This window comes from Thermoplasmatales archaeon (assembly GCA_014361195.1).
Lineage (GTDB): Archaea > Thermoplasmatota > E2 > UBA202 > JdFR-43 > JACIWB01.
Map to the genome: position 1 here is coordinate 82,172 of JACIWA010000003.1, position 23,697 is coordinate 105,868.

Below are 23,697 nucleotides of genomic sequence, written 5' to 3' on the forward strand. Positions count from 1 at the left end.
TTAGCTTATTTTCTTCTTCTCAGCAAGAAAATCGCTGCAAACATTGCAATTGCAATGCCTATCATTTCAAAGCCTGGTGTCTTTGGCCCAGCTTTCACTTCAACTGTCTTTGTTGCTTTGTAATAGCCATCCTTCTCCGCAACTATTGTTATAGTTCCTTCCTTGTCTGGTGTGAATTTTATCTCACCATTTGCATCTGTTGTAAATGTCTTTCCATCTATTGTTACTTTTGCATTTGCAACTGGTTTTCCACCTCTTGTTGTAACTGTTATCCTTGCTTCCTTTCCTTTTTCAAGCTCAGGAGCAATTATCTTCAATCCAATTGCCACATCTATGCTTCCTGCATCATCGTCCTCTACAACTATCTGTATCTTTCCTGTTTCGAGTGGAACAATTCCAAACAGTAACTTTCCATTTGAATCTGTTTCTCCAACATCTATTGCTCCCATTGGAGTGATTATTCTAACATTTAATCCTTTTAATCCCGCATTTGTTAATGGGTGTTTGACAAGAATTGTTATCAGATTTTCCTCTGCAAGGAATGCAACTTTTTCTGCGGGTTCAATTATTTCAACTGTTGGAGTTGTTATTCTAAGCATTCCATTCGCCTCCGCAAATTCGCTTCCATCAGCGGATGGTTTAAATTCGAAGGTTATGTTGCCTATTGCAGTTGCATTTACTTCGCTGACATTTCCTATTCCATTTGTTATTGTTATTTCAATTGTATCATTTACCCATGTAACATTTTGGGCATTAATTCCTTTTATGCGCAGTGTTCCATTGAATGCCTTTTCTTCCCATGTAACGCTGAATGATACTGTTACATTTTTATCTACATTCTTTACAAGCAAGCTCGGGCTTGCGGTAACTGTTGCTTTTGTTACTTCAAAGCTTGGCTCATTTTCCATGTTATCATGCTTTTTGTCAGCAGTTCTTACATATAGATAATATTTCCCAGCTTCTTCTATATGATATTTGAATGTTGAATTTGCACTGCTTGTTGTATGCACTGGAGAAGGCAATGTAAATGTGCCTTCATGCAGTTTTTGCAATTCTGTTTCATTTAATATAAAGAATTCAAAGTTATCTGAATAAGCTTGTCCTCCTTTTGTTATATTAACTGTAAATTCAGTATTTTCTCCCGCAAGAACTTTTGATGGGGTAATTGTTACATTTAGGTCATGTGCAGCTCTTGATTCAATTCTTGCATATGCATATTGGGTTCCTACTCCAACTATATAATCTACAACAACTATTATATTCTTTCCAGCATGTTTTGAAGTAATTGTGAAATTGTATTTTCCATTCAAGCCTTTTCCAGGTGAGCCATCTCCTGATATTGTTGCATTTTCAACAGCGTCACCCAAAAAATAGAGATTTTCTTCATAATACATACTTACATTTGCATTTGCAATTGGATTTCCATATCTATCTTTTACCTCTACTTCAATATTTGTTGGTGTATCAACCACTATTGCTTTTGGTGTAACTGTTACAACTCCTCCATCACTTATATTTATTGTTTCTTTTGCGGTTCCTTTTTCAGGCCATGTAACATTTATGTAAATGATTCCGTTTCCTTTTGTTGGGAATACGTAAATTTCCCATGTTCCATTTCCTAAATGATTATATGCATTTTCTGGTGGAGAATAAATTACATCTCCTTCTATTTTAATTCTATCTGTCACATTTTCATTATTTGCTCCTATATTTAATGCATCTGGAGTGCCATATGTTGTCATATTGCTTCCAAATATCTGAATTCTTAAAAGCTGTTTATTTGCAGCAGGTGCCAAAACATTCATTATTTTATCCAATGGCTGTAAAACCTTTATATTTACCGCTGGCGCTGAAGGGATGCTGAAATCTTTCTCGCCAACATATTCCCAATTTCCATCTCCAGTTACATCAACATCAACTTTGAGTATATAATTTCCCGCCTCCCACATCAGTGATGTTAGATTTAGGAATTTTCCATCTATATTAAAAACAATATTTGTTTGATTGCTTGTTCCTGTATTATTTCTCCATGCATACAACTCTCCACCTTTATAAACGGATATGTTATAATTGTTCCCTGGCAATAATTGCAAACCATCTTCTGGATATGTTATTTCAAAGCTTACTTTTCCTATATCAAATCCACCTATTGCATTATTAACTAATAAACTTATATTTGGTGCAACTGTTTTAACATTTACAATATCATAACCAAATGCATCTGGATATTGCTCATCTCCAATATATGCAGTAACATTATATTTACCCGCTCCTTTCTGCCCTATATTTCTATCAATGAATGAAAACCTTCCATCGCTTGTAACATTTTGAGTTTCATTGCTTCCATCTGGATAAATTAATTTAATTTTTGCCTGCGTCGCTGGCTGGCCAGCCATTGTGACTGTTCCTTCAATGTTTATGTAGCATCCTGGTTTGCCAACTTTTATATAATTCACTTCATCAGGAGTGGCATTTACAACAAGTTCAACTGGCTTAACATCTATTGCAAATGCATTTGCCTTGTTATCATTTACCTTGTCAACTATCCACCATTTTCCACTTATATTGAGTAATACGTTTGACCATCTTACATAGCCCGGTCCCTGTGCAGTAAATCTTGGCTCTGTTTCACGTGGAGCATATAAATAGACTGTTCCTTCTGCATTATTTATTTCAATTGTCTTTGTTTCATTCCAATTTGCAGTTGTTGGAGTAACTTGCAGTGTGGTCAAATTTGCAATTGGAATATAATCGGTATTAACATCTTCTTCATTCCCTTCATTGTCTATGCTGTAATATTCTATTTTATGCTTCCCTGGTGTGCTCAATGTAAATGGTGCGGTATAAGTTATCCAATTTCCTTCATTTATTCTATAATATGTTGCATTTACCCCGCTCTCGTCATCTTGTGCAGTAAGTGTTACTGTTACATTTGTTACATACCATCCCCAGACTGGCAATTGTGGCTCAACAGATATTGTTGTCACTGGTGGAGTGGTATCTTGTGCCAAGACTGGCAAAGCGCTCGCTAATATTGCAACTACCACAACCAAACTTCCTATTTTTCTAATATTTCTTCTATTCATTTTCATTCCCCCTTCGATTTTCTTTCTAAAATGCTTTTCCTTTTTTAACTTTTTCTCTTTTTCCATTTTAAACAAGTAGAATTCAATTCCTTTTTATAAAGATTTTGCTTTTTACAATACTCTGGCTAACACAAAAAGCTTATATTTAGATTTGTTTTAACATTTTGTTAGCAAAATGATAATATGAGTAAGCCAATTGGAGTAAGAGTTGATGAAAAGCAGGAAGAGGTATGGCTTAAATTCAAGGAGTTTGTAGAAGGAAAATACGGAAAAAAACATACTGTTTTAGGAAATGAGCTTGTAAAGGCTTTACAGCTATATTTAGAGTTATATGAGAAAATAAATTATAAGAAAGAGCCACAAACACATCTTATAAGGGAGAGGAGAGGAGATATAGAGCTCATGCCTCTTAGAGAAATATCTTATGATTTGCTAAATACATTGATAGCATGTCGTGGATACTTAGAGCATATAGAAGATGAACTGGAAAATATTCCAGATAGCGCCAGGGAAAAAATAGATAAGATAAGGCAATCCCTTTTCAAAATGCAAAAAATTATTCAAGATAGAATAGAGACAATTAAATGAAGAAAATAGGTTTTATAATAAATCCAATTGCTGGAATGGGAGGGAAAGTAGGATTGAAGGGCACAGATGGAAAACTTGAAGAGGCAATCAGAAGAGGGGCAAAACCTGTCGCAATAGAAAGAGCTCTCGAATTTTTATCAAGCACAAAAAAAGATTATGAATTTATCACATGCTCATCTGAAATGGGGGAAAATGCTCTCTTAAGGGGTCAAAAAAAATTCAAAGTTGTTTATGAAGCAGGGGAAAAAACAACCGCGGAAGACACAAAAAGAGGAGCAAAAATAATCTCCAAGGAGGCAGAGATAATAGTTTTTGTGGGTGGAGACGGCACCGCAAGGGATATTTTTGAGGCTATCGACGCCAAATTGCCGATACTTGGGGTGCCATCAGGAGTGAAGATGTATTCGGGTGTGTTTGCAATGACTCCAGGTGATGCGGGTAAGATAGTTGATGAAATTGATGAGCTGGGGTTTGAGGAGAGGGAAATATTTGATATAGATGAAGATGTGCTCAAGGAAGATAAGATAATAACAAGAATAGTGGGTTATGCAATTGTTCCTCGCCATGAAAAAGTTCAATGCGGTAAAGAAGTTTATTATGGAAATGGAAAAGAGGAGATTGCTTCTTGGTTTATTGAAGAAATGGAAAGAGATGTTTTATATATAATAGGAGGAGGATCCACAACTTGGGAAATAAAAAAGAGGATTGGAGGAGGATCTTTTCTTGGCATAGATTTAGCAAAAAATGGAAAAATTATTTTTAAAGATGCGAGTGAAGAGGATATAAAAAAATTTTTGAAAGGGAAGGCAAAAATTGTTGTATCTCCTATGGGGGGACAGGGATTTATTTTTGGAAGGGGTAATCAGCCAATAAGTGCGGAAATAATAAGAAATGTGGGCAAGGAAAATATAATAGTTGTTTCAACAAAAGAAAAATTGGATAGAATAGATTCCTTAAAAGTGGATACTGGAAGCGAGGAGGTAAATGAAATTCTTCATGGCTTCATCTCAGTTTATACAGGATATAAGGAAAGAAAAATAATGAAGGTGGTATAATGTTAATAGCAGAAAGAGATAAAATAATTGAAATTTTAAAAAATGCAAGGAACATTGCAATAGTCGGGATATCAAAAGATGAGGGAAGAGCAAGTTATCAAATTGCAAAAAAACTTGGCAAATATAATCTATTTTTTGTGAACCCAAAATATGCAAATGAAGAAATTCTTGGAAGAAAAGTTTATTCTTCCCTTAAAGAGATAAAAGATAAAATAGACATAGTAGATGTTTTCAGAAATAAACTATATGCGGAAGAAGTAATAAAAGAGGCAATTGAGGCAAGGGCAAAAGTTGTGTGGTTTCAACCCGGCTCCGAAAATTTGGAGATAATAGAAAAATACAGGGATGAGATAGATATTATATTCAATGCGTGTATTGGAGTTATAAACGGTTTTATATAATAAAAGATTTACTATCATGCAAGCATTCTCGCTCCTTAATTCATTTCCCGAGCAAATAAAGGATGCATTGAAAATAGCAAGCTCTTATAATTTCTCATTTTCTGCTGATAAAATAATTTTTTGTGGGATGGGTGGCTCAGGAATAAGCGGGGAGATATTAAAAAATTTCTCAAATGTCCCTTTTATTGCTGTTAAAGATTATAATCTCCCATATTTTGCAGACTCTTCTACTCTTTTAATTGCAATGAGTTACAGTGGAAATACATCGGAAGTAATTTCATGCTATAAAGAAGCAAAGAAGAAAGGTTGTAAAATTCTTGCGGTAACATCAGGTGGCATACTTTCAAAAGAGAAAAATTCAATAATTTTGCCCGCAGGCATGCCCCCAAGATTTGCAATTGCATATCTTCTTTTTACACTTGCATTAACTCTTGAAAATAACGGGCTTATCAAAAAGCAAGATTACGAAGAAATAATAACAGTTACTGAAATTATCAGAGATAGAATGAAAGAGAAGGGCAATATTGCGGAAGAAATTGCAAAAAAAATAAAAGGAATTCCATTGATATATGGATATGCGGAAATGGCGAGCATAGCAAAAAGATGGAGGCAACAATTAAATGAAAATGCAAAAATGCTTGCATTTGATTTTCAAGTAAGCGAATGCAATCATAATGAAATCGAGGCTTGGGAAAGAGATTTAAAAAATTTAACATGCATTTTTTTAAGAGGAAATGAAAATGAGGAAGTTAAAAAAAGATTTGATTTCATGAAAAGAAAATATGGAGAAAAAGCAATAATTATTGAATATTTTGCGGAAGGTAAAAGTTTGTTTGCAAAAATGATATCTTCTCTTTATATAGGCGATTATGTGAGCTTATATAAAGCAAATTTGGATGGTTTTGATCCAATAGAAACAAAATTGATAAAAGAGTTGAAGAAAGAGCTGGCAAGCAAAACTCCGCAAAAATAATAAATTGCATTTCTATATACTTTGGGGATAAAAATGGAAGAAATGTACGATGTTATAGTTGTTGGAGGTGGGCCTGCTGGTTTGACAACTGCTATCATGTGTGCAAGCAGGATGCTTAAAACGCTTGTGCTTGAAAGTGGGAAATGGGGTGGATTGCCCGCTACTCTATACCCGAGTAAAGTGATACCAAATTATCCAGGATTTCCGGAAGGTATAACCGGAATTGAACTTGTGAGGAAATGGATAAAGCAAGCAAGGGAGAGCAAATATATTACAATGGTCAGGGAAAGAGTTATTAAAATAGAGAAAGGAGGTGTTGTTAAAACAGAGGAAAATGAATATCATGGAAAGACAATTGTTATAGCAACTGGAACACGCCCGCAGGAGCTTGGCATAGAAGGAGAGAGTAAATTCAATAAAGGAGACAAAGGGGTTTATTACTATGTTACCCATAGAGAGGATTTCATAGGGAGTAAAGTTCTTGTTGTGGGAGGGGGAGATACTGCGGTTGATGCATCACTTGATTTAGTTGACCTTGCTGAAGAAATAACAATAATTCACAGGAGAGATAGATTCAGGGCTTTAGATGAAAATGTGAAGAAGATGGAGGAAAGCAAGATAAATATAATGCTAAATACAGAGCTTGAAGAAATAAGAGGAAAGGATAAAGTTGAGGAAGCCATTCTTTTCAACAACAAAACAGGAGAAAGAAAGACATTGAAAGTAGATAAAATAGTTCTTGCGGTTGGTCTAAAACCAAATACAGAAATGTTTGAAGAACTTGGAATAAAAACAGATGAAAAAGGATATATAATAACCGATCACATGCAGCGCACAAATGTTGAAGGAGTTTTTGCGGTGGGAGATATCGTGAGGGGGGCATTCCGCCTTCTCATTGTTGGCGCAGCCCACGGAGCAATAGCATCCCAAAAGATATATGAATATGTAAGGAAGCCATATTGGGCGGGAGAAATCAGCTGAACATCCTTCTAATCCTCTTATAATAAGGTAATTCAGAGTACTTGAAATCTATCTTGAAATCTACCCCAATATCTGCGTCGCAAATTTCTATTCCTTTTTCCAAAATTCTCTCTTTCAATTCTTCAAAATATTTATTTTTTTCAAAATTTAAAAAGCATATTTTCTTCAATTTTTCTGCATTAAAATCCATGATTATTCCCAAATCAAGTATATCCTCAACTTCAAAAGGAGTAAAAAATTCGTGATTGAATTTTATTTCTGGGTCAATTTCTATTGATTTTGCAAATATTTCAATTTCTTTCTCTTTTTCTTCATAATCAATAGCATTTTTAATGCATTCATTTCCACATATTCCGCAACCCAGACAAGCTCTGCATGCCAAGCATCTATTTGCTTCACTAACAGCGGTTTTTTTATCAAAACCTTTCTCAACTTCCTTAAATGTGCTTATCCTTTCATCAATGCTTATCTCCTCAATATTTTTTCTCTTTTCTTTTCCAAAAATTGATAAAACAACATTTCTTTTCATGATATCAACGTCTTCATAACTTGCTATCATTCTATTTATATCTCTTTCAACAGGATCAAAATCTATTTTTTTGCCATGTAAATAGGCATCTATTGCCTTTGCAACTCTTCTTCCCCATGCAACCGCTTCTATTACTATAGATGGGCCACTCACCGCATCTCCTCCCGCAAAAACTCCCGGCAGAGATGTTGTTCCAGTATTTTCATCAACATAAATCAATCCATCCTTCTTTATTTCATCTGGCAGAAATGATAGATCAGGTTGCTGACCAATTGCAGAAATAACAACATCCGCCTCAATGAAAAACTCACTGCCTTTCTTTGGAACAGGTTTTCTTCTCCCACTTTCATCTGGCTCTCCTAGCTCCATCTTCACACATTCAATTTTCTCAACGCTTTCTTTTCCAACAATTTTTAAAGGAGCGGTTAGGAAAAGAAAATTCACTCCCTCTTCTTCTGCATATCTTATTTCTTCCTCGCGAGCGGGCATTTCCTGCCTGCTCCTTCTATATAAAATTGTCACATCGCATCCAAATCTTATTGCACACCTTGCAGCATCTATTGCAACATCTCCTCCACCTATAACAACAACTTTCTTCCCTGAAATAATTGCCCTTACATTTTCTGGATATATATTTACTTCTCTTAAGAAATCAACTCCAGGTATAACTCCTTTTAAATTTTCCCCTTCTATACCCATCTTTCTGCTCTTATGAGCTCCTACTCCAATAAATATTGCATCAAAATTCTTCCTGATCTCTTCAAAAGATATATCCTTTCCTATCCTACAATTCAACTGTATCTCAACACCCATTTCAAGAATTGCATTTATTTCTCTATTCAGCACATCTTTTGGAAGCCTATAGGGAGGAATGCCAACCGCGAGCATTCCCCCTGCAACAGGTAGTGCTTCAAAAATTTTAACTTTATACCCCATTCTTGCAAGTTCATATGCAACAGTTAAACCCGCTGGGCCTGAGCCAATTACCGCAATCTTATATTTACTATTTTCATTTACTGGCATTTTTCCGAGATCAATTTTTCCCTTATTTTCCCACTCCCAATCCGCAACAAATCTCTTCAATAACCTTATTGAAATTGCCCCATCAATTCCATTTCTCCTGCAAATTTCCTCACAGGGATGAGGACACACCCTTCCAAGCACACCTGGCAAAGGAAGGCGCTCTCTTATTAAATTTATTGCCCCTTCAAAATCTCCTTCCGCAATTCTCGCCACATATCCTCGAACATCAACATGTGCAGGGCAATTAGTTTGGCAGAAAGGGCTCTCCTTCTCAAGGAAAAATGTGCTTGGTGCGCCATTTCTTCCATAAATTGCTTTCCTTGAAAAAATAGTTTGCTCCCTATCAACTGTCCTTACAGGGCATATTTCATAGCATATATTGCAGTTGTTGCAGTTTTCATTAACTCTTGTAGGATATTTTATTATTTTTACAACCCCATCCCTTATGCTTTTTACAATTGAATTGTTTGCAATAAATATTTTTCCTTCCTTTACTAAGGCCAGAAACTCGTCATATTTGCAATCATCGTTTAAAGAGGAGAGGTGCTTCCTTATGGTATATTTATTTATTGATGGATATTTCTCAACAATAACAACATTTTCTCCATTTTTTGATAATTCAATCGCCTTGTTTATGCCATATGCTCCTCCTCCTATTATCACATGTGCCTTCTTCAATTCGCTTATATCTTTTGTTTCGCTTATATCTAATGAAAAATCTTTTTCCTCTTTTTTTATTTCATTTTCTAATAAAAATACATATTTTCCATTTTCCTCTCTGAAAGATAATTCCCCATTTTTTATCATATCAAGCAAATATAAATATAGAATTTTTTTATCAATAAACTTCGATATTTCATCAAATCCTTTTCCTTCATTGATTAAAAATTTTATTGTTTCTATATTCATCTCATCTCTTAAAATTTCATCGCCTATTCTGTCAAACTCATAATTTGTATAAATTTCATCATATTTATTTCCAAGGAATGTGAGCATTCTGTGCTTTCCCGCAATAATTCTTGCTCTTGGTTTAATTGAAACATTGTATGCAACTTTAAGAAGGGTATCATCTTTCAACTCCTCTTTCAATGGCCCGAGCTTTTCAATTTCTCTTGAAAATTCATCAACAATCCTTGCAAATTTTTCTCCCTCAGAAGCAGAAATCCATTCCAGCCTTAAGCGAGATGGATTAACCCCCGCAAATTTAAGTAGCTTTTTTGCAACATAAATCTTCCCTATTGTATAATAATTTCCAGTGACATAATGGCAGTCTCCAAGATGACAACCTCCAACAAGAACACCATCAACACCTTTTAGAAATGCTTTAATAATGAAAAATGGCTCAACCCTGGTTGAGCACATAACGCGAACAACTCTTATTGTAGGAGGATATTGATATCTGCTCACTCCCGCCAGATCCGCGCCCGCATAACTGCACCAGTTGCAGAGTAGGCCAAGTATTTTCAATCTATCACCTCTATTTCCGCAACTATTTGCTCATCTCTGAAATGCTTCATATCAATTGCTTTATGTATGCAGGATGAAGAGCATGCCCCGCATCCCTTACAAGCAGCGGGTATATTTTCAGCAACTTTCTTACCATTTTTTTCAACAATTATCATTGCTCCATATGGACAAACTTCAACACACATTCCACAGCCCATGCATTTATTTTCATCAATATATGGCGTATATGGCTCAACTTTCACAAAACCATTTAACATAGGAATGGATGCCCTTCCAGCAGCTGCAAGAGCTTGAATTTTTGCTTCCTCAATTGTTGCGGGCGCCCTGCAGGAACCACACATGTAAATTCCATCTGTTGCAAAATCAACAGGGCGCAACTTTACATGGGCCTCAAAGAAAAAGCCATCTAAACCAAGAGGAACTTTTAGCATTTGGGATATTTTTTTAGCGTCTTCGCTTTCTACAAGAGGAGTGGAAAGAATAACCAGATCCGCAGGCAATTCAATTTTTCTCCTGAGCCCTGGATGATACAATCCAACAAATATTTTGCCATCTTTTCTTTCAATTGATGAAACTGTTGGAATGCTATCACTAACTCTTATGAACCTAACACCTTCTTCTCTTGCCTTCCTCACATATTCTTCATATTTTACTCCATAACTCTGCAAACCCTTATGAATTATATATACATTTGAATCAGGAATCATTTTCTTAATTATCCTTGCATTTTTCACCGAGTTCATACAGCATATCCTTGAGCAATACCTTACTCTTTCCCCTCTCCCTCCAACACATTGTATAAAAACAAAATCATTTCCTTTTAATTTATTCTCCTTAAGCATTTTTTCAAGCTCAATCTGGGTTATTATATTTTCATATTCCTGATAATTATACATATATGTTGGCTGATATGGCTTTGCTCCAATTGCAACAATTATTGTTCCTACCTTTATTTCCTTATTTATTTTCCCTCTTATTAGCACGTTGAAATTTCCTATATAGCCATCAATTTTTTCAACCTTGCTTGATAAATATATATTTATGTTCCTGTACTTTTTAACTTCCTCAACAGCATCTTTTAGCACTTTGCTCGCTTCTTCATCTTCTGGATATACCTTATATATATAATTCAATATTCCCCCGAGTCTATCCTCTTTTTCAACTAAATGCACCTCAATTCCCTGCTTTGCAAGGGCAACAGCAGAAGTTAATCCAGAAATGCCTCCCCCTATAATAAGGCAGGATTTTTCAACAGGTATTTTTATTTCTTCTAATGGCTCTAATAAGCGGGCTTTTGCAACTCCCATTCTTATTAAATCCTTTGCTTTTTCTGTTGCCTTCTCCCTTTCCTTTTGATGAACCCATGAGCATTGGTCGCGAATATTAACAAATTCAAATAAAAATTTATTCAACCCAGCCATCTCACAAGCTTTTCTGAAAAGTGGCTCATGCGTTCTTGGCGTGCAGGATGCAACAACAACCCTGTCAAGCTTATATTCCTTTATTGCATTAATTATTTCCTGCAGACCTGCATTGGAGCATGTGTACATATTTTCCTTTACATAAACCACGTCTGGCAAGCTCTTTGCATACTCACACACCACTGGTACATCTAAAAAGCCCGCTATATTTGTACCGCAATCACAAACAAAAACCCCTATTCTAGGCATTGCACCACTCCCCCGCCCTGCATGCGGCAGCGCTTGCCTGATAAACACTTTCTGTTATATCTTTAGGGGCACAGCAACAACCTGCTGCATATATTCCTTTCCTTGTTGTTTCAACACCATTTGTTTTAATGAACCCATGTTCATCAAGCTCTATTCCAAGGATTTTTGAAATTTCTGAATTGGTATCTGATGGCATTATAGGGGTTGCAAGAATAACCATTTCTACTTCAAGCTCTTTCACCTTCCCCTCATTTTCATCTTCATAATATATTATCAAATTTTTAGTATTTTTATCCTCAATTATTTCTCCTGGACGAGCATGTATATATGTAATTTTATAATCCTTCTCCCCTCTTTTGCTATACTCATAAAATCTTTTGCTAAAGATTCTTAAATCTGAATAAAATATGAAGGACTCAATATCATTATAATGCTCATTTGCTAGCATTGCACTTTTTATAGATACCATACAGCAAACAGAAGAGCACCATCTGCATCTTCTAACATCTCTTGAGCCTACACATTGAATAAATGCAATCTTTTTAGGTCTTCTTCCATCAGGAGCACATTTCAAATGTCCATGAGTTGGACCAGATGCGTTTATAAGCCTTTCATATTCAATCCAAGTATGAACATTTGCAAATTTTCCATAGCCATATTCTTTTATATCATATGGCTCATATGCTTTTAAACCCGTAGCAACAATTATTGAAGCAACTTCAATTTCAATTGTTTTATCTTCCTGACTATAATCTATTGCTTTTGCCTTGCATATTTTCTGACATAGCCCGCACCTATTCTTAGTTAATTTCAGGCAATATCTCTTATCAATTGTTGCTTTCCTTGGAACCGCTTGAGGAAATGGAAGAAAAATTGCCTTTCTTTTATCGATATAGTTATTATATTCATTTGGCACTTCTGTAGGACATTTTTCCATGCAATCACCGCATCCAGTGCATTTGCTAGCATCAACATATTTTGCCCTCCTCTTCACTTTAACCTTAAAATTTCCCGCATTTCCATTAAGCCCAACAACTTCAGAATATTCAAGTATCTCTATATTTGGATGAGATGCACATTCATTCATTTTAGGAGCAAGAATGCATATACTGCAGTCATTTGTTGACATTGTCTTATCTAACAAAGCCATCCTCCCACCGATGCTGGGCTCCTTTTCAACTAAATAAACATGTATACCTCTATCCGCTAAATCAAGCGCCGCCTGAATGCCCGCAACCCCTCCGCCAATAACAAGCACGCTTTTCATATTGCTTCTCCAATTGCTTCAACAAAATCCTTTACTTCGAGCTCATAATTTTCATGACTCATGGTACATAGGAAATGAATTTTGCATTTGGGACAGGTTGTTATTAGCATTTTTGATTGCTGTTCCGCTTCTAAAAGCCTTTCTTTCCTTATTTGCTCCGCCTTCCAATCACAGGCCATCCATGCGGAAGTGGAACAACAAATTGCTTTCTCTTTTGAATGGGACATTTCTTTTATTTCATATCCCGCATTCCTTAATGCTTCTCTTGGCTCTTCATAAATTCCTAGATGGCGACCTAATCTACAGGAATCATGGAATGTGCACTCTTTATTTAAATTTCCCTCAATTTTGCTATTTTTAAGGAATTCAGAAATATGCATCATTTCAATGCCAGCTTTGTAATCATATTTAAAAGTTCTATAGCATTCAGGGCAGGAGAATATTATTTTTTCAAAATTTTTTATTTTTTCCATGTTCTTTTTCTTCATCTTTTCAAAAATCTCATTATTTCCATTCCATAATGCGTCATGCCCACAGCATGAAAATAAAACAGCGGGAGCAATGTCAAAATAATTCAAAATTTTTATTGTGTTTTCTGCAATTGAAATTCCACTGAATCCGATATTTTCAAAAAATACATCATACAATGGCAGACAGCCAGCAAAATAAAGAATTTTTGATTTTTCATCTATTTCTACATTTTTTATGCTAAAATTTAAATCATTTTTTTCAAATAGAATGGGCAATTTTCCAAAAATATTTTCATGAGCTGGAATTCCAAAATTTTTATTTTCCATTGCAATCTCTCTCACTTTTCTTATAAAAGATAAAAAATCAACACCAGATGGACATATTTCCTCACAAATTCCACATGTCAAACATTTCCATATATCATTTGAATAAACCAATTCATCTTCTATACCTATAAGAGATCTTTCAACAATGCTTGCAGGAGAGAATTTGCCATAAACTCTTGTAACAGGGCATGCGGAGCTACATTTCCTGCATTCAACACAATAGTATGCCTTACTCTCATTTACTATCTCTTTAATCATTTTTAACACCAAATAAATGGATAATTTTTGAAAATTTTTTGAATTTTTCACTATCTGAAATCTTATCAGAAAAAATGCATTTCCTAACCTCTATTTTTTTCCCCTCATATAACTTTTCAATTGCAATTCCGATATCAAATCTTCTCTCGCAAAAAATTACTGAATTTTCCTTCTCAATAAATTCATACAAGCATTTTTCACATTCAAATTCATTTACTTCAATTTTTTCAGATAAATAAAAAAATGATTCATCTTGTATGTGATATATGGCGGAAGATGGACATGAAGCAACACATACACCACAACCCTTGCATGAAATATCATTAACCGAGACAATTTTTTTCTCTTTATCATATGAGAAGCAATCGCATATTGATAAACATATTCTGCATTTTGAGCATTTTTCTTGATCTATTGAGACTGGAAATTGTTTATAAAGGAGCATCGCTGAAATAATTCGCATCTCTTATTTATTATTTACTTTGACATTAAATAGCATGCTTATATTTAGCATACTCAAAAACTGGCCCATCAATACATGAATAATAACTTCCAACAATACAATGCCCACATTTACCTATTCCACATTTCATTCTTCTCTCAACCGATAGATAGATTTTTTCTTCATTTGCTCCCCTTTTTATAGCTCTTTCTATAACTGGTTTAAACATTGCGGGAGGGCCACATATCAGAATATATTCATTTCCATCAAAGACTATTTCATCCAATAGCTCAGTCACAAACCCTCTTCTTGCTCCTTCTTTTTCAAAAATTTCATATACTTCAGCATGTCTCTTCCATTCCTCAATTTCTTCCTGAAATAGCATATCTCGCCTGCTTCTTGCCCCAAAAAGAATTCTCAACTGATTATAAATTTTTGAATGAATTGCTTCCTTTATAAAACTTCTTAAAGGTAATATACCGAGGCCTCCAATTATTGCAACAATATCTTTTCCTTTCAATTTTTCCATCGGAAAACCATTTCCAAAAGGTCCTCTATAAAAGATATATTCAATTTTATCTAAATTGTAAAGAAAGGAGGTTGCTCTTCCAACATTTCTTACACAAATTTCAAAAAAATTTTTTTCATATGGAGGAGAACATATTGAGATGGGAAATTCTCCAATTCCAGCAAGAGATATTTCAACAAATTGCCCAGGAATAAAATTAAAATTTTCCGCTTCAATCCTTAAAAATTTTTTATCATCTATCTTCTTATTTTCTATTACCCTCCCTTTTACTGGCATGAATGGGTTCATTGGTGTAATATTTGCGGATATATTTATTTTTTAACAGCGGATTTAATGGCTGGCTCTCCTCCCGCATGCCAGCTTCTCCTCGGTCTTATTTTTACTAAATGACTTACTTCTGTTATATCATCAACTATTAATGCAACCCCTTTTTCACTCCCCATTTTCTTAATTGCCTCTCCTATACTCTCCCTCATATAAGTGGGTCTCACATTATTCATCGCATCAATATCCTCTTGTGAGGTCAAACGATGGCAAATTATTATATCCGCATGAGAAAGCACTTCCGCGTCCATTGAACTAACTCTTTGTGTAGCCAGAATTAAGCTAAGGCCCGGCTGGCGCCCCTGGCGGAGCCATTTCCTGATGAAAACATCTTTTGTTATCTTATCTTCTTTTGGCAGAAAAATGTGAGCTTCATCTATTGCAAGCCATATGAAAGGCAGATTTTGCTGGGTTTGAGAAATTCCCATTTCTCTTTCCTCATCTCTTTTTCTTTCAATAATCCTTTCATAAAAAATAATTTCTCCTAAGATGCTTAAAATTACTTCCTTTATGCTCTCATCATAAGCGCTTAGATCAATTATAGATATTTTTCCTTTTTTGGCTATATCCGCCAGATTTATTCCTTCTTTACCAAATATTTTCAAATTTTTTGCCATGATAAAAAAATTTATGCAGGCCAACTTAGTTTCTTTGCTTATCTCATCATCATTCCTTATTTTCTCTATTACATCATCTATACTATATTTCCCCTCCATATCACCTATTGCTCTTGATATCGCAACTCCTTCCGCAGAAAGAGAGGATATTCCAAAGAGCCTGCACCAGTGAAATGGCTTAAGGAAGGATGTAGCTATTAAAATTTCTTTTGCATCTATTCCAAATCTCCTGTAATAATTCACCAGCTCAGGAGATGAAAATATTTCAATTTCCACCCCGCTCGCCTCAATTCCCCATCTCTCCAATTTTTCCTCCTCCTTCCTGTTCGGGAAAATACTGGACCAAAATATTCCTAATGTGTCCGCAACAATAAAGGAAATATTTTTCCTTATTTCTTCATCAAGAGAATAAAATTCCTCAAGGAGAACTCCTATAGTATATGATTTTCCATACCCTCTTTTCCCGCATAAAAAAATCACATGTGGCTTTGAAATGTCCAAATACACGGGCGCCCCGAGCGAGCCATCCAGCGCATAATATCTCCCAATATTCAAAACCGCTTTTTCATTTCCTTCTTTAGCCCCCAGGATATATTTTCTATCCATAAAATATATATTTAAACAATAAATTAATTTTTTGAATGAATTATAGGATAATTAAGGAAGGGGGACTTAACTTAATTGAAATAGATTGCTATTCATGTAATTATTCCTCCTCTCTTTTGGATGAAAACTGTAGGAGAGAATTGATTGAAATAATTGGAAGGGAAGGAAAAATCGATAGAATAAAATTAAATCATTATTTTGTGAAGATAATAGAAGGAGAGGCTCTGGAAAATCTTTTTGAGATTTCAAAATTCAAGGAAGAATTGTCCTCTCTTAGAGCAAATGATTGCAATGATTGTATTTTTAGCAAAGAAATAAAGGGTATATTGGAATTGGCTGATAAAGATCAGATAAAATCTTTTTTTAGTCTCTCAAATCTATTTTATAAACTTAAGAAACCTTTTATTTTCAGAAAAGAAGAATGCGAGGAATGTAGGAGTGAAAATTTAAGGAAGATGGAGAATATAATAAGAAAATTTGAGAAATTGAGGCATATCTCTTATGAAGATATAAGAATTTATCTAAGGCCAATATTTTTTGATACATCAATTGAATATACTCCTCCAAATGATGCAATTTTTATTAAAAGTTATGAAATAAAAAGAGAAAGAGGTTCAATAAAAGTTTCTCTGTATGAATTAAAAAGAAGAGCGGAGAAATTATATTTTATCATACCTCCAGAGTATAATATAAATCTGGAGGAACTTAAAATACTTATTAAAGCAAAGGAAAAGCTTGCAAAACACAGACCACCAGATACTTCATTCATGGATCCTGAAAGGACGAGGGAATATTTTTACAGGTTTGGAAAGGAAAAGATAATAGAGATAGCAAAAAATATAAATTATAAGATCAGTAGCGAAAAAATAGATTTTTTGGCGGATATATTTGCAAAATACACATCTGGGTTTGGAATACTTGAAGATTTACTGGCGGATAAAAAAATACAGGATATTTATATAAATGCTCCAGTGAGTTACAATCCCCTGCACATAGTACTTGAGGGAGAAGAATATGTAACAAATATCTATTTTTCGGAGAATGATATCGAAGCACTTTCATCGCGCCTTAGAAGCCTTAGCGGAAGAGGTTTTTCTGAGGCAATTCCAGTGATGGATGTTGGGCTCCCTGAATATGACTCACGTATAACCGCAATTTCTCCTCCAATAACTCCAAAAGGAATAGCATTTGCAATAAGGAGACATTCAAGCGAGCTATGGACTCTCCCAAAATTTATTTCATGCAAGATGCTCTCTCCTTTAGCTGCGGGCATGCTGAGCTTCTTTATTGATGGGCAGGCGACAATTCTAATTGCGGGCTCGAGGGGGGCGGGCAAAACCTCTTTGCTATCTTCTCTAATGCTTGAGATACCGCAGAGGTATAGGATATTAACTATAGAAGATACGCCTGAGTTGCCAGTTGATGAATTGCAGAGGTTGGGATATAAGATTCAATCTCTCGTCACTAAATCAGCTGTCAGTAACGAAGGTATAGATGAAAAAACCGCAATTAAAACCGCTTTAAGATTGGGTGAATCAGTTATAATTCTTGGGGAAGTTCGTGGGGAGGAGGCAAAAATATTGTTTGAGGCAATGAGGATAGGGGCAGCTGGAAATTTAGTTATGGGAACAATTCATGGCTCAACTTCAAGAGATGTTTTTGATAGAATTGTTTATGATATTGGCGTGCCACCAGTTTCATTCAAAGCAACAGATGTGGTTGTAATTGCTTCACCAATAAGAGTAGGTGGTGGAATTGAAAGATTGAGAAGGGTTATACAAATATCTGAGGTTAGTAAGAAGTGGGAAAGGGAGGATGTTGATAAAATTTTTTATGATATAATGCAATATGATTACTCAAAGGATATGCTTGAGGCAACAGATATTTTTTATATGGGACAATCAGAAATAATAGGGAAAATAGCAAGAAAATGGGGAATCCGCATGGAGGATGCAATAGAAAATATAAAAATGAGGGCAAGGATGAAAGAAAAAATTGCTGAGATTGGAAAAACAGATGCAAAATTTGTAAGGGATGCAAACAATTTTTATTGGTCTTCTCTTGAAGAAACTAAAAATTTTTATGAAATCGAGGAAAAATGGAATGAATGGTTGAAGAAACATGCAATTTGAAAAATTATGTAGAAAGGTTGTTGGAAAATTGAAAATAAAAGAGGAAGATAAAGAGAGAGTAAATAAAAGAGTATCTAAGGAATTTTTAGATAGCTTGCATTTCACTGGAATTGACCTTGAACCCTATGAAATAATCTATTTTTCTTATATCTGCGCATTAATTTCTTTTTTAATTACATTCCTTATTTCTATTTCAATTTTTGCAATTTATGGTTTTTCAATAAGAAATATGGGTTTTTTAACAATTTTCTTGATAATTTTGCTTCTTTTTGTTTTTCCTCTTCTTTCATTGCACTATGTAAGTGAATACCCTAAAATAAAGGCAAAATATATGAAAGCACGCTCCCTGGGCGATATACCGGAGATAATATCTTATCTTGTAATGTATCTAAAATTAGTTCCAAATTTAGAAAGAGCATTTAATTTTGCAGCAAAAGAGTCAAATTCTTCTCTTTCAAAAGATTTAAGGAAAATTATATGGGATCTACAGATAAGAATACATAAAAGTATAGATGATGCAATAACTTATTTTGCAAATTTATGGGGGGAATGGAATGAATATTTAAGGAGGGCAATTCATTTAATAAGAAATTCTGTAAAGGAAAAAGAAAATGAAAGAGTTGCTACATTAGATAGAGCTCTTGATGTTGTTCTGGAAGGAACAAGGGATTTAATGATTGATTTCTCCAATAAACTTCATCAGCCAACTCTTATAATATATTCTCTTGGCTTTATGCTCCCTATTGCAACAATGGCAATGCTTCCAGCGGTTAATGTAATCGGCCTCAGATTCTCTATCTTTCATATAATCATATTTTATGATATTCTTCTACCTGTTTTCCTGTTTTTTTATATAAGAAAAATTCTTGCAAATCGCCCCGCAACTTTCAACCCACCTTCAATTCCATCAAAAAAAATCAGGAACATAAAAAATATCTTAATTTCAATTTTTCTTTTCCTTCCTTTCCTAGCCCTTTTTCTTCGTCCCCCTACTTCTCTCTTTTCTAAAAATTTTTTCCTGATATGGGGTGTGGCAATTTCAGTCTCGATTTACTGCCTCCTTACCTATAACAAAGATAAAAAGGAAAGAGATAAAATAAGGAAAATGGAGAAAGAATTTGGTGACGCCCTCTATATCCTCGGCAGGAGGGTGGCGGAAGGCAAGCCCCCAGAAGAAGCATTTAATCATGTAGCCCAAGCAATGAAAGGCTCTACTATAGGAGAAGTTTTTGCAAAAGCATTTTATAATCTGATTTCCAGAAGGATAAAAATTGAGAATGCGTTTTTTGATGAAGAATATGGAGCTCTTGCCAATGTTTATTCAGATAGAATAAAGGCTATAATAAAAATTTTTATAGAAGGAGTTAAGAAAAGCTATGAATATGCTGGAATTGCAATAGTTAAAATAGCGGATCATCTAAAACAGCTTCAGGATGTGGAAAAGAAAATAAGAGACAGCTTATCTTCAATAACTTCTTCTCTTCGTTCAACCGCGACATTTTTTGCTCCTTTGATAGGGGGAGTAACTCTTGGAATGACAAATCTAATGCAAAAAATTCTTTCTTCATTGAATTTTTCATTTTCTGAGGATGTAACAATTCCAATATTTGGAAAGATATTTTATGTTGAAACAACAGGTGATTTTGCTATTGTAATTGGAATCTATATTATTCTTCTTGTATTTTTGATATTGAGGCTCGCAAATGGAATAGATGAGGGGGATGATAAAATAGAATATTTCTATGGAGTTGGAAAATCTCTCCCAATAGCGGTTTTCATTTTTACAATTTCCTCCGTGTTTTCTTACATGATTTTTTCAAGTTTATGAATAAAGATGTCTATTTTGCAAAATCTTTTCATAGATTACCAATCTCTTCAAGCGCTTCTGACAATTATTGCATTAGCCATATTCGCCCGCATTCACAATTCCCTTAATAATCATTTTGATATTACCCCCAATAATCTCTAATTTAACCAAAAGAATAAAGAAGGCAGTTTATTCCCATTTCATTGCATTTCCGGATGACTCTTTTAGAAAAATCGCTAGCAATTATCACTCCCGCAATACATTTATGAAATCGAGCAATAGGGATAGAATCTTTGATAAGAATGTCCACATGTAACTCTGGCAAGGCTTTTTCACCAAGGAATTCCAAATCTTTTGGACTTATAAAAGATTGGAATAAGAATTCCTTAAAGTAAAAAATTCAGGTGGTGAGACAAGAGATTTGTTCCATGTAAGAAAATTGTAAATACTTCATAATTATCGCTCCGAAAAAATGTGTTTTTCTGTAACCTCCTCTTAAAAGCAAATTTTCCGCAACATAAGCAAACTCTGGCCTTACCATAGGTTCAACAAATTCAAGGAGTGGTTTTAAATAGAGGTGAAAAAGAAAATAATAGGTTTCCTCTCTAACCTACTATTGCAGCATATAAAAAAGAGATATACTCTCCTGTTTGAATGTTTGTGAATGCCCATAATCCATTTATACTATTTGTAAACCCTGCAAGAGATATTTTATACATAAATCCAAATTGGTTCTATTTGATACAGAAATTAAAAAGTAAGACATATTATTCACCCTTGCCAAGTTTTATCTCCTTAAATATAACTTTTTAAATCTTAATGAATTTTGTTTAACCTTAAATTGGCAAAATTACCCACTTTAAGCTACTTCACTCATGCAAAATCTTATCTATTAGTTTCTTATTTCTTTTTTGGTGTAAAGATGAAGGAAATGGCAGAAGTAAGAGAACTTAAAGAGAATAGATACATAATCATTGATGATGAGCCTTGCAAAATTCTTAGCATAGCCACTTCAAAGCCAGGGAAACATGGAGAAGCAAAAGCAAGAATAGATGCGATCGGTATATTTGATAATCAAAAGAGAAGTGTCATATATCCAGTAAAACATAAGGTCGCAATTCCAATAATTGAGAAAAGGACTGCACAAGTCATATCTGTAAGAGGAGATAAACTACAATTGATGGACATGGAGACATATGAAACTTTCGAAATGGATATACCAGAGGAATTCAAGGGCAAAGTTGAGGAAGGAAAAGAAATAGAATATCTGCAGGCGATGGGGAAAAAGAAAATAACAAGAGTATGAAGTTTGCTGATGCAGAAAATAGCTACGAAGATGCAAAGTTTGTTATTATTGGCATACCATATGAGGATGCAGAAATGTCTTTTAGGAAAGGTACTTCATTTGCACCTGATCACATAAGATATGAAAGCTGGAACTATGAAAGCTATGATTTAAGAAACAATTTTGACTTGAGCACCGCAAAAATAAATGATGCGGGGAATTTTGGGCTTGATGAAGGAAGGAAATTTGTAAATAAAGTAATATCTGATGGAAAAATTCCGATTATAGTAGGAGGGGCTCATTCAATTTCACCTTCTATTTTGCCAGATGAAACAGGGGTTGTTATTTTAGACGCACATCTTGATTTTAGAGAAGAATATTTAGGAGATAAAAATAGCCATGCATGCGCCGCCCGCAGGATTTTTGAGAGGGTAGGAAAGGAAAAAATAGTTTCTTTTGGAATTAGATCCGCCTGCAAGGAGGAAATTGGGGATGCAAAAAAACTTGGCTTAAAACATTTTTATGCGTGGGAATTTAAAGCGGGGATGGCGGAAAATATTGATTTTGATAAAATTTTTTTGAGTATTGATATGGATGTTTTTGACCCGTGTTTTGCTCCAGGTGTAAGCAATCCTGAGCCATTTGGGCTTGGGTATGAAATATTTGATTTTATAAAAATTATTTCAAAAAAAGTGCTTGCAATGGATGTTGTTGAAGTATGTCCTCCTTATGATGATGGTAGAGCATCTTTACTTGCAGCAAGAATTATAAGAGATTTTATTTCATTTAGAAGGTTTTAGCCCATCAACGATTCTATCAATATCCAAGCCAGCGAACTTACTCAATTTTTCGTGAGTCTCTATCAATTTTTTAACCTGCTTATCCCCAAATTTTTTAAATTCATTTATAGCCTCTTCAATATTCCTGTAACCATTTGAAGTGAGATTATCTGCATGCGAAACAATTTCCTCTTCTATGCTTTTTGGAATATAATCTTTTTTCGGCAAACCAAGCCTTTCAGCGTCTTCCTCATCTATTCCGGAGCCAACATGCCTTTCTATTATTGCCACTACCTTCTTTGGCAGACCGTATTTTTTTGCAATTTTAACTCCTTCAACAACATGCATCAAATCATTTCTTTTGGCTCTACCAACATCATGGAGAATTGCGCCCGCTTCAATTGCTTCCATATCCAAATTTATTCCATTTTCCGCTATTTTTTCAGCAATTTTAATTGCCAGATCTCTGACTTTTTTGCAGTGTTCAATAACATCTTTACTGCATCCCTCCTTTTCAAGAATTTTCAAGTAATTATATGATAATTTTTTTCCTTTCTTGCTCGGAATTATTTTAATTACCCCGCCAAAATTTCTCTTCATCCATTCCCCGCCATTAAGCATGTGTAAAAAAATGGCAATAGATGAAACTTCTGAATGAGGTTGATTTCCTATTGCAACATTATAATCTGATATTTCATAAAATTCTCCTGGAACCTTTTCAGAACCAACAATAACAAGAATATTTTCAAATTTTTTAATTTCTTCTATAACATTCTCAATTTTCTCCCCATACATTGTAAGATGAATTATTTTTCCGTTCCATTCTTTGATCAACTTTTTCCAATCTATTCCACTTTCAATAAAAAAATTCCCTCCAAATCTCTCGATCACCTTCCTAATTCTTTTTTCTAATTCCTCGTCTTTTCTATCTACAAAAATACCATCCGCCCCAAAAGCCCTGGCAGCAAGCGCAACATGGGTTGTCATTCTTTTATCTCTTTCTATTCTGTGCCCGTATCTATAAACTATAACCTTCATCTCTTTTTATCAATTTATATTAATAAATTTTTTTGCAAAGTTT

Annotated in this window: 18 protein-coding genes; 9 read left to right on the forward strand and 9 right to left on the reverse strand. The window is 34.5% G+C overall.

Annotated elements, in window-relative coordinates; all coding sequences use genetic code 11:
* Nucleotides 1–5 precede the first annotated feature (5 nt).
* Nucleotides 6–3,152, reverse strand: a complete 3,147-nt coding sequence (locus H5T44_02910) for a carboxypeptidase regulatory-like domain-containing protein (GenBank protein ID MBC7081181.1) — start codon at nt 3,150–3,152, stop codon at nt 6–8.
* A gap of 117 nt (nt 3,153–3,269) precedes the next feature.
* Between H5T44_02910 and H5T44_02915 the strand changes: the two genes are divergently transcribed.
* The 5 genes from H5T44_02915 to H5T44_02935 are packed head-to-tail and all read left to right on the forward strand — an operon-like array spanning nt 3,270 to nt 7,084.
* Nucleotides 3,270–3,674 (forward strand): hypothetical protein, encoded by a 405-nt coding sequence (locus tag H5T44_02915; GenBank protein MBC7081182.1) that lies wholly within the window; start codon nt 3,270–3,272, stop codon nt 3,672–3,674.
* Complete coding sequence (locus H5T44_02920) at nt 3,671–4,729, forward strand: ATP-NAD kinase family protein (protein MBC7081183.1); 1,059 nt, start codon at nt 3,671–3,673, stop codon at nt 4,727–4,729. The genes H5T44_02915 and H5T44_02920 overlap by 4 nt, the downstream gene beginning before the upstream one ends.
* A complete protein-coding gene (locus tag H5T44_02925; GenBank protein ID MBC7081184.1) occupies nt 4,729–5,130 on the forward strand; it encodes a CoA-binding protein in 402 nt (133 codons plus the stop codon). Before H5T44_02920 ends, H5T44_02925 begins: the two co-directional genes overlap by 1 nt.
* A gap of 16 nt (nt 5,131–5,146) precedes the next feature.
* Nucleotides 5,147–6,103, forward strand: a complete 957-nt coding sequence (locus tag H5T44_02930; GenBank protein MBC7081185.1) for a bifunctional phosphoglucose/phosphomannose isomerase — start codon at nt 5,147–5,149, stop codon at nt 6,101–6,103.
* A 33-nt stretch (nt 6,104–6,136) separates the two neighbouring features.
* A complete protein-coding gene (locus H5T44_02935; GenBank protein MBC7081186.1) occupies nt 6,137–7,084 on the forward strand; it encodes an NAD(P)/FAD-dependent oxidoreductase in 948 nt (315 codons plus the stop codon).
* On the opposite strand, the gene H5T44_02940 is transcribed toward H5T44_02935, so the two are convergent.
* From H5T44_02940 to H5T44_02970, 7 genes are read right to left on the reverse strand one after another with little or no spacing between them, the layout of a single operon-like run.
* Nucleotides 7,077–10,103 (reverse strand): hydrogenase iron-sulfur subunit, encoded by a 3,027-nt coding sequence (locus H5T44_02940; protein ID MBC7081187.1) that lies wholly within the window; start codon nt 10,101–10,103, stop codon nt 7,077–7,079. The genes H5T44_02935 and H5T44_02940 overlap by 8 nt on opposite strands.
* On the reverse strand, nt 10,100–11,773 hold the full coding sequence (locus tag H5T44_02945; protein ID MBC7081188.1) for a CoB--CoM heterodisulfide reductase iron-sulfur subunit A family protein: 1,674 nt from the start codon (nt 11,771–11,773) through the stop codon (nt 10,100–10,102). Before H5T44_02945 ends, H5T44_02940 begins: the two co-directional genes overlap by 4 nt.
* On the reverse strand, nt 11,766–13,040 hold the full coding sequence (locus H5T44_02950) for a CoB--CoM heterodisulfide reductase iron-sulfur subunit A family protein (protein ID MBC7081189.1): 1,275 nt from the start codon (nt 13,038–13,040) through the stop codon (nt 11,766–11,768). The genes H5T44_02945 and H5T44_02950 overlap by 8 nt, the downstream gene beginning before the upstream one ends.
* Entirely contained in the window at nt 13,037–14,095 is a 1,059-nt protein-coding gene (locus H5T44_02955) for a (Fe-S)-binding protein (protein MBC7081190.1), read from the reverse strand. Before H5T44_02955 ends, H5T44_02950 begins: the two co-directional genes overlap by 4 nt.
* Nucleotides 14,088–14,540, reverse strand: coding sequence for a 4Fe-4S binding protein (locus H5T44_02960; protein MBC7081191.1), 453 nt, complete (start codon nt 14,538–14,540; stop codon nt 14,088–14,090). Before H5T44_02960 ends, H5T44_02955 begins: the two co-directional genes overlap by 8 nt.
* Nucleotides 14,541–14,583: 43 nt before the next feature.
* Nucleotides 14,584–15,354 carry an FAD/NAD(P)-binding protein gene (locus H5T44_02965; protein ID MBC7081192.1) on the reverse strand — a complete coding sequence of 257 codons (771 nt, stop codon included), beginning with the start codon at nt 15,352–15,354 and terminating at the stop codon, nt 14,584–14,586.
* A gap of 23 nt (nt 15,355–15,377) precedes the next feature.
* Nucleotides 15,378–16,613, reverse strand: a complete 1,236-nt coding sequence (locus tag H5T44_02970) for an ATP-binding protein (GenBank protein MBC7081193.1) — start codon at nt 16,611–16,613, stop codon at nt 15,378–15,380.
* 35 nt (nt 16,614–16,648) lie between these two features.
* Here H5T44_02970 and H5T44_02975 point away from each other — a divergent pair, with 35 nt between their 5' ends.
* The 4 genes from H5T44_02975 to speB all read left to right on the forward strand — a co-directional run bounded on the left by H5T44_02975 (nt 16,649) and on the right by speB (nt 22,637).
* Nucleotides 16,649–18,745, forward strand: a complete 2,097-nt coding sequence (locus H5T44_02975; GenBank protein ID MBC7081194.1) for a type II/IV secretion system ATPase subunit — start codon at nt 16,649–16,651, stop codon at nt 18,743–18,745.
* A complete protein-coding gene (locus H5T44_02980; GenBank protein ID MBC7081195.1) occupies nt 18,735–20,573 on the forward strand; it encodes a hypothetical protein in 1,839 nt (612 codons plus the stop codon). Before H5T44_02975 ends, H5T44_02980 begins: the two co-directional genes overlap by 11 nt.
* Before the next feature lie 901 nt (nt 20,574–21,474).
* A complete protein-coding gene (locus tag H5T44_02985) occupies nt 21,475–21,858 on the forward strand; it encodes a translation initiation factor IF-5A (GenBank protein ID MBC7081196.1) in 384 nt (127 codons plus the stop codon).
* Nucleotides 21,855–22,637: an agmatinase gene (gene speB, locus H5T44_02990; GenBank protein MBC7081197.1), complete on the forward strand. Its 783-nt coding sequence runs from the start codon at nt 21,855–21,857 to the stop codon at nt 22,635–22,637. Before H5T44_02985 ends, speB begins: the two co-directional genes overlap by 4 nt.
* On the opposite strand, the gene H5T44_02995 is transcribed toward speB, so the two are convergent.
* Nucleotides 22,620–23,654 carry an HDIG domain-containing protein gene (locus tag H5T44_02995; protein MBC7081198.1) on the reverse strand — a complete coding sequence of 345 codons (1,035 nt, stop codon included), beginning with the start codon at nt 23,652–23,654 and terminating at the stop codon, nt 22,620–22,622. The two genes, speB and H5T44_02995, sit on opposite strands and share 18 nt — an antisense overlap.
* Nucleotides 23,655–23,697 lie beyond the last annotated feature (43 nt).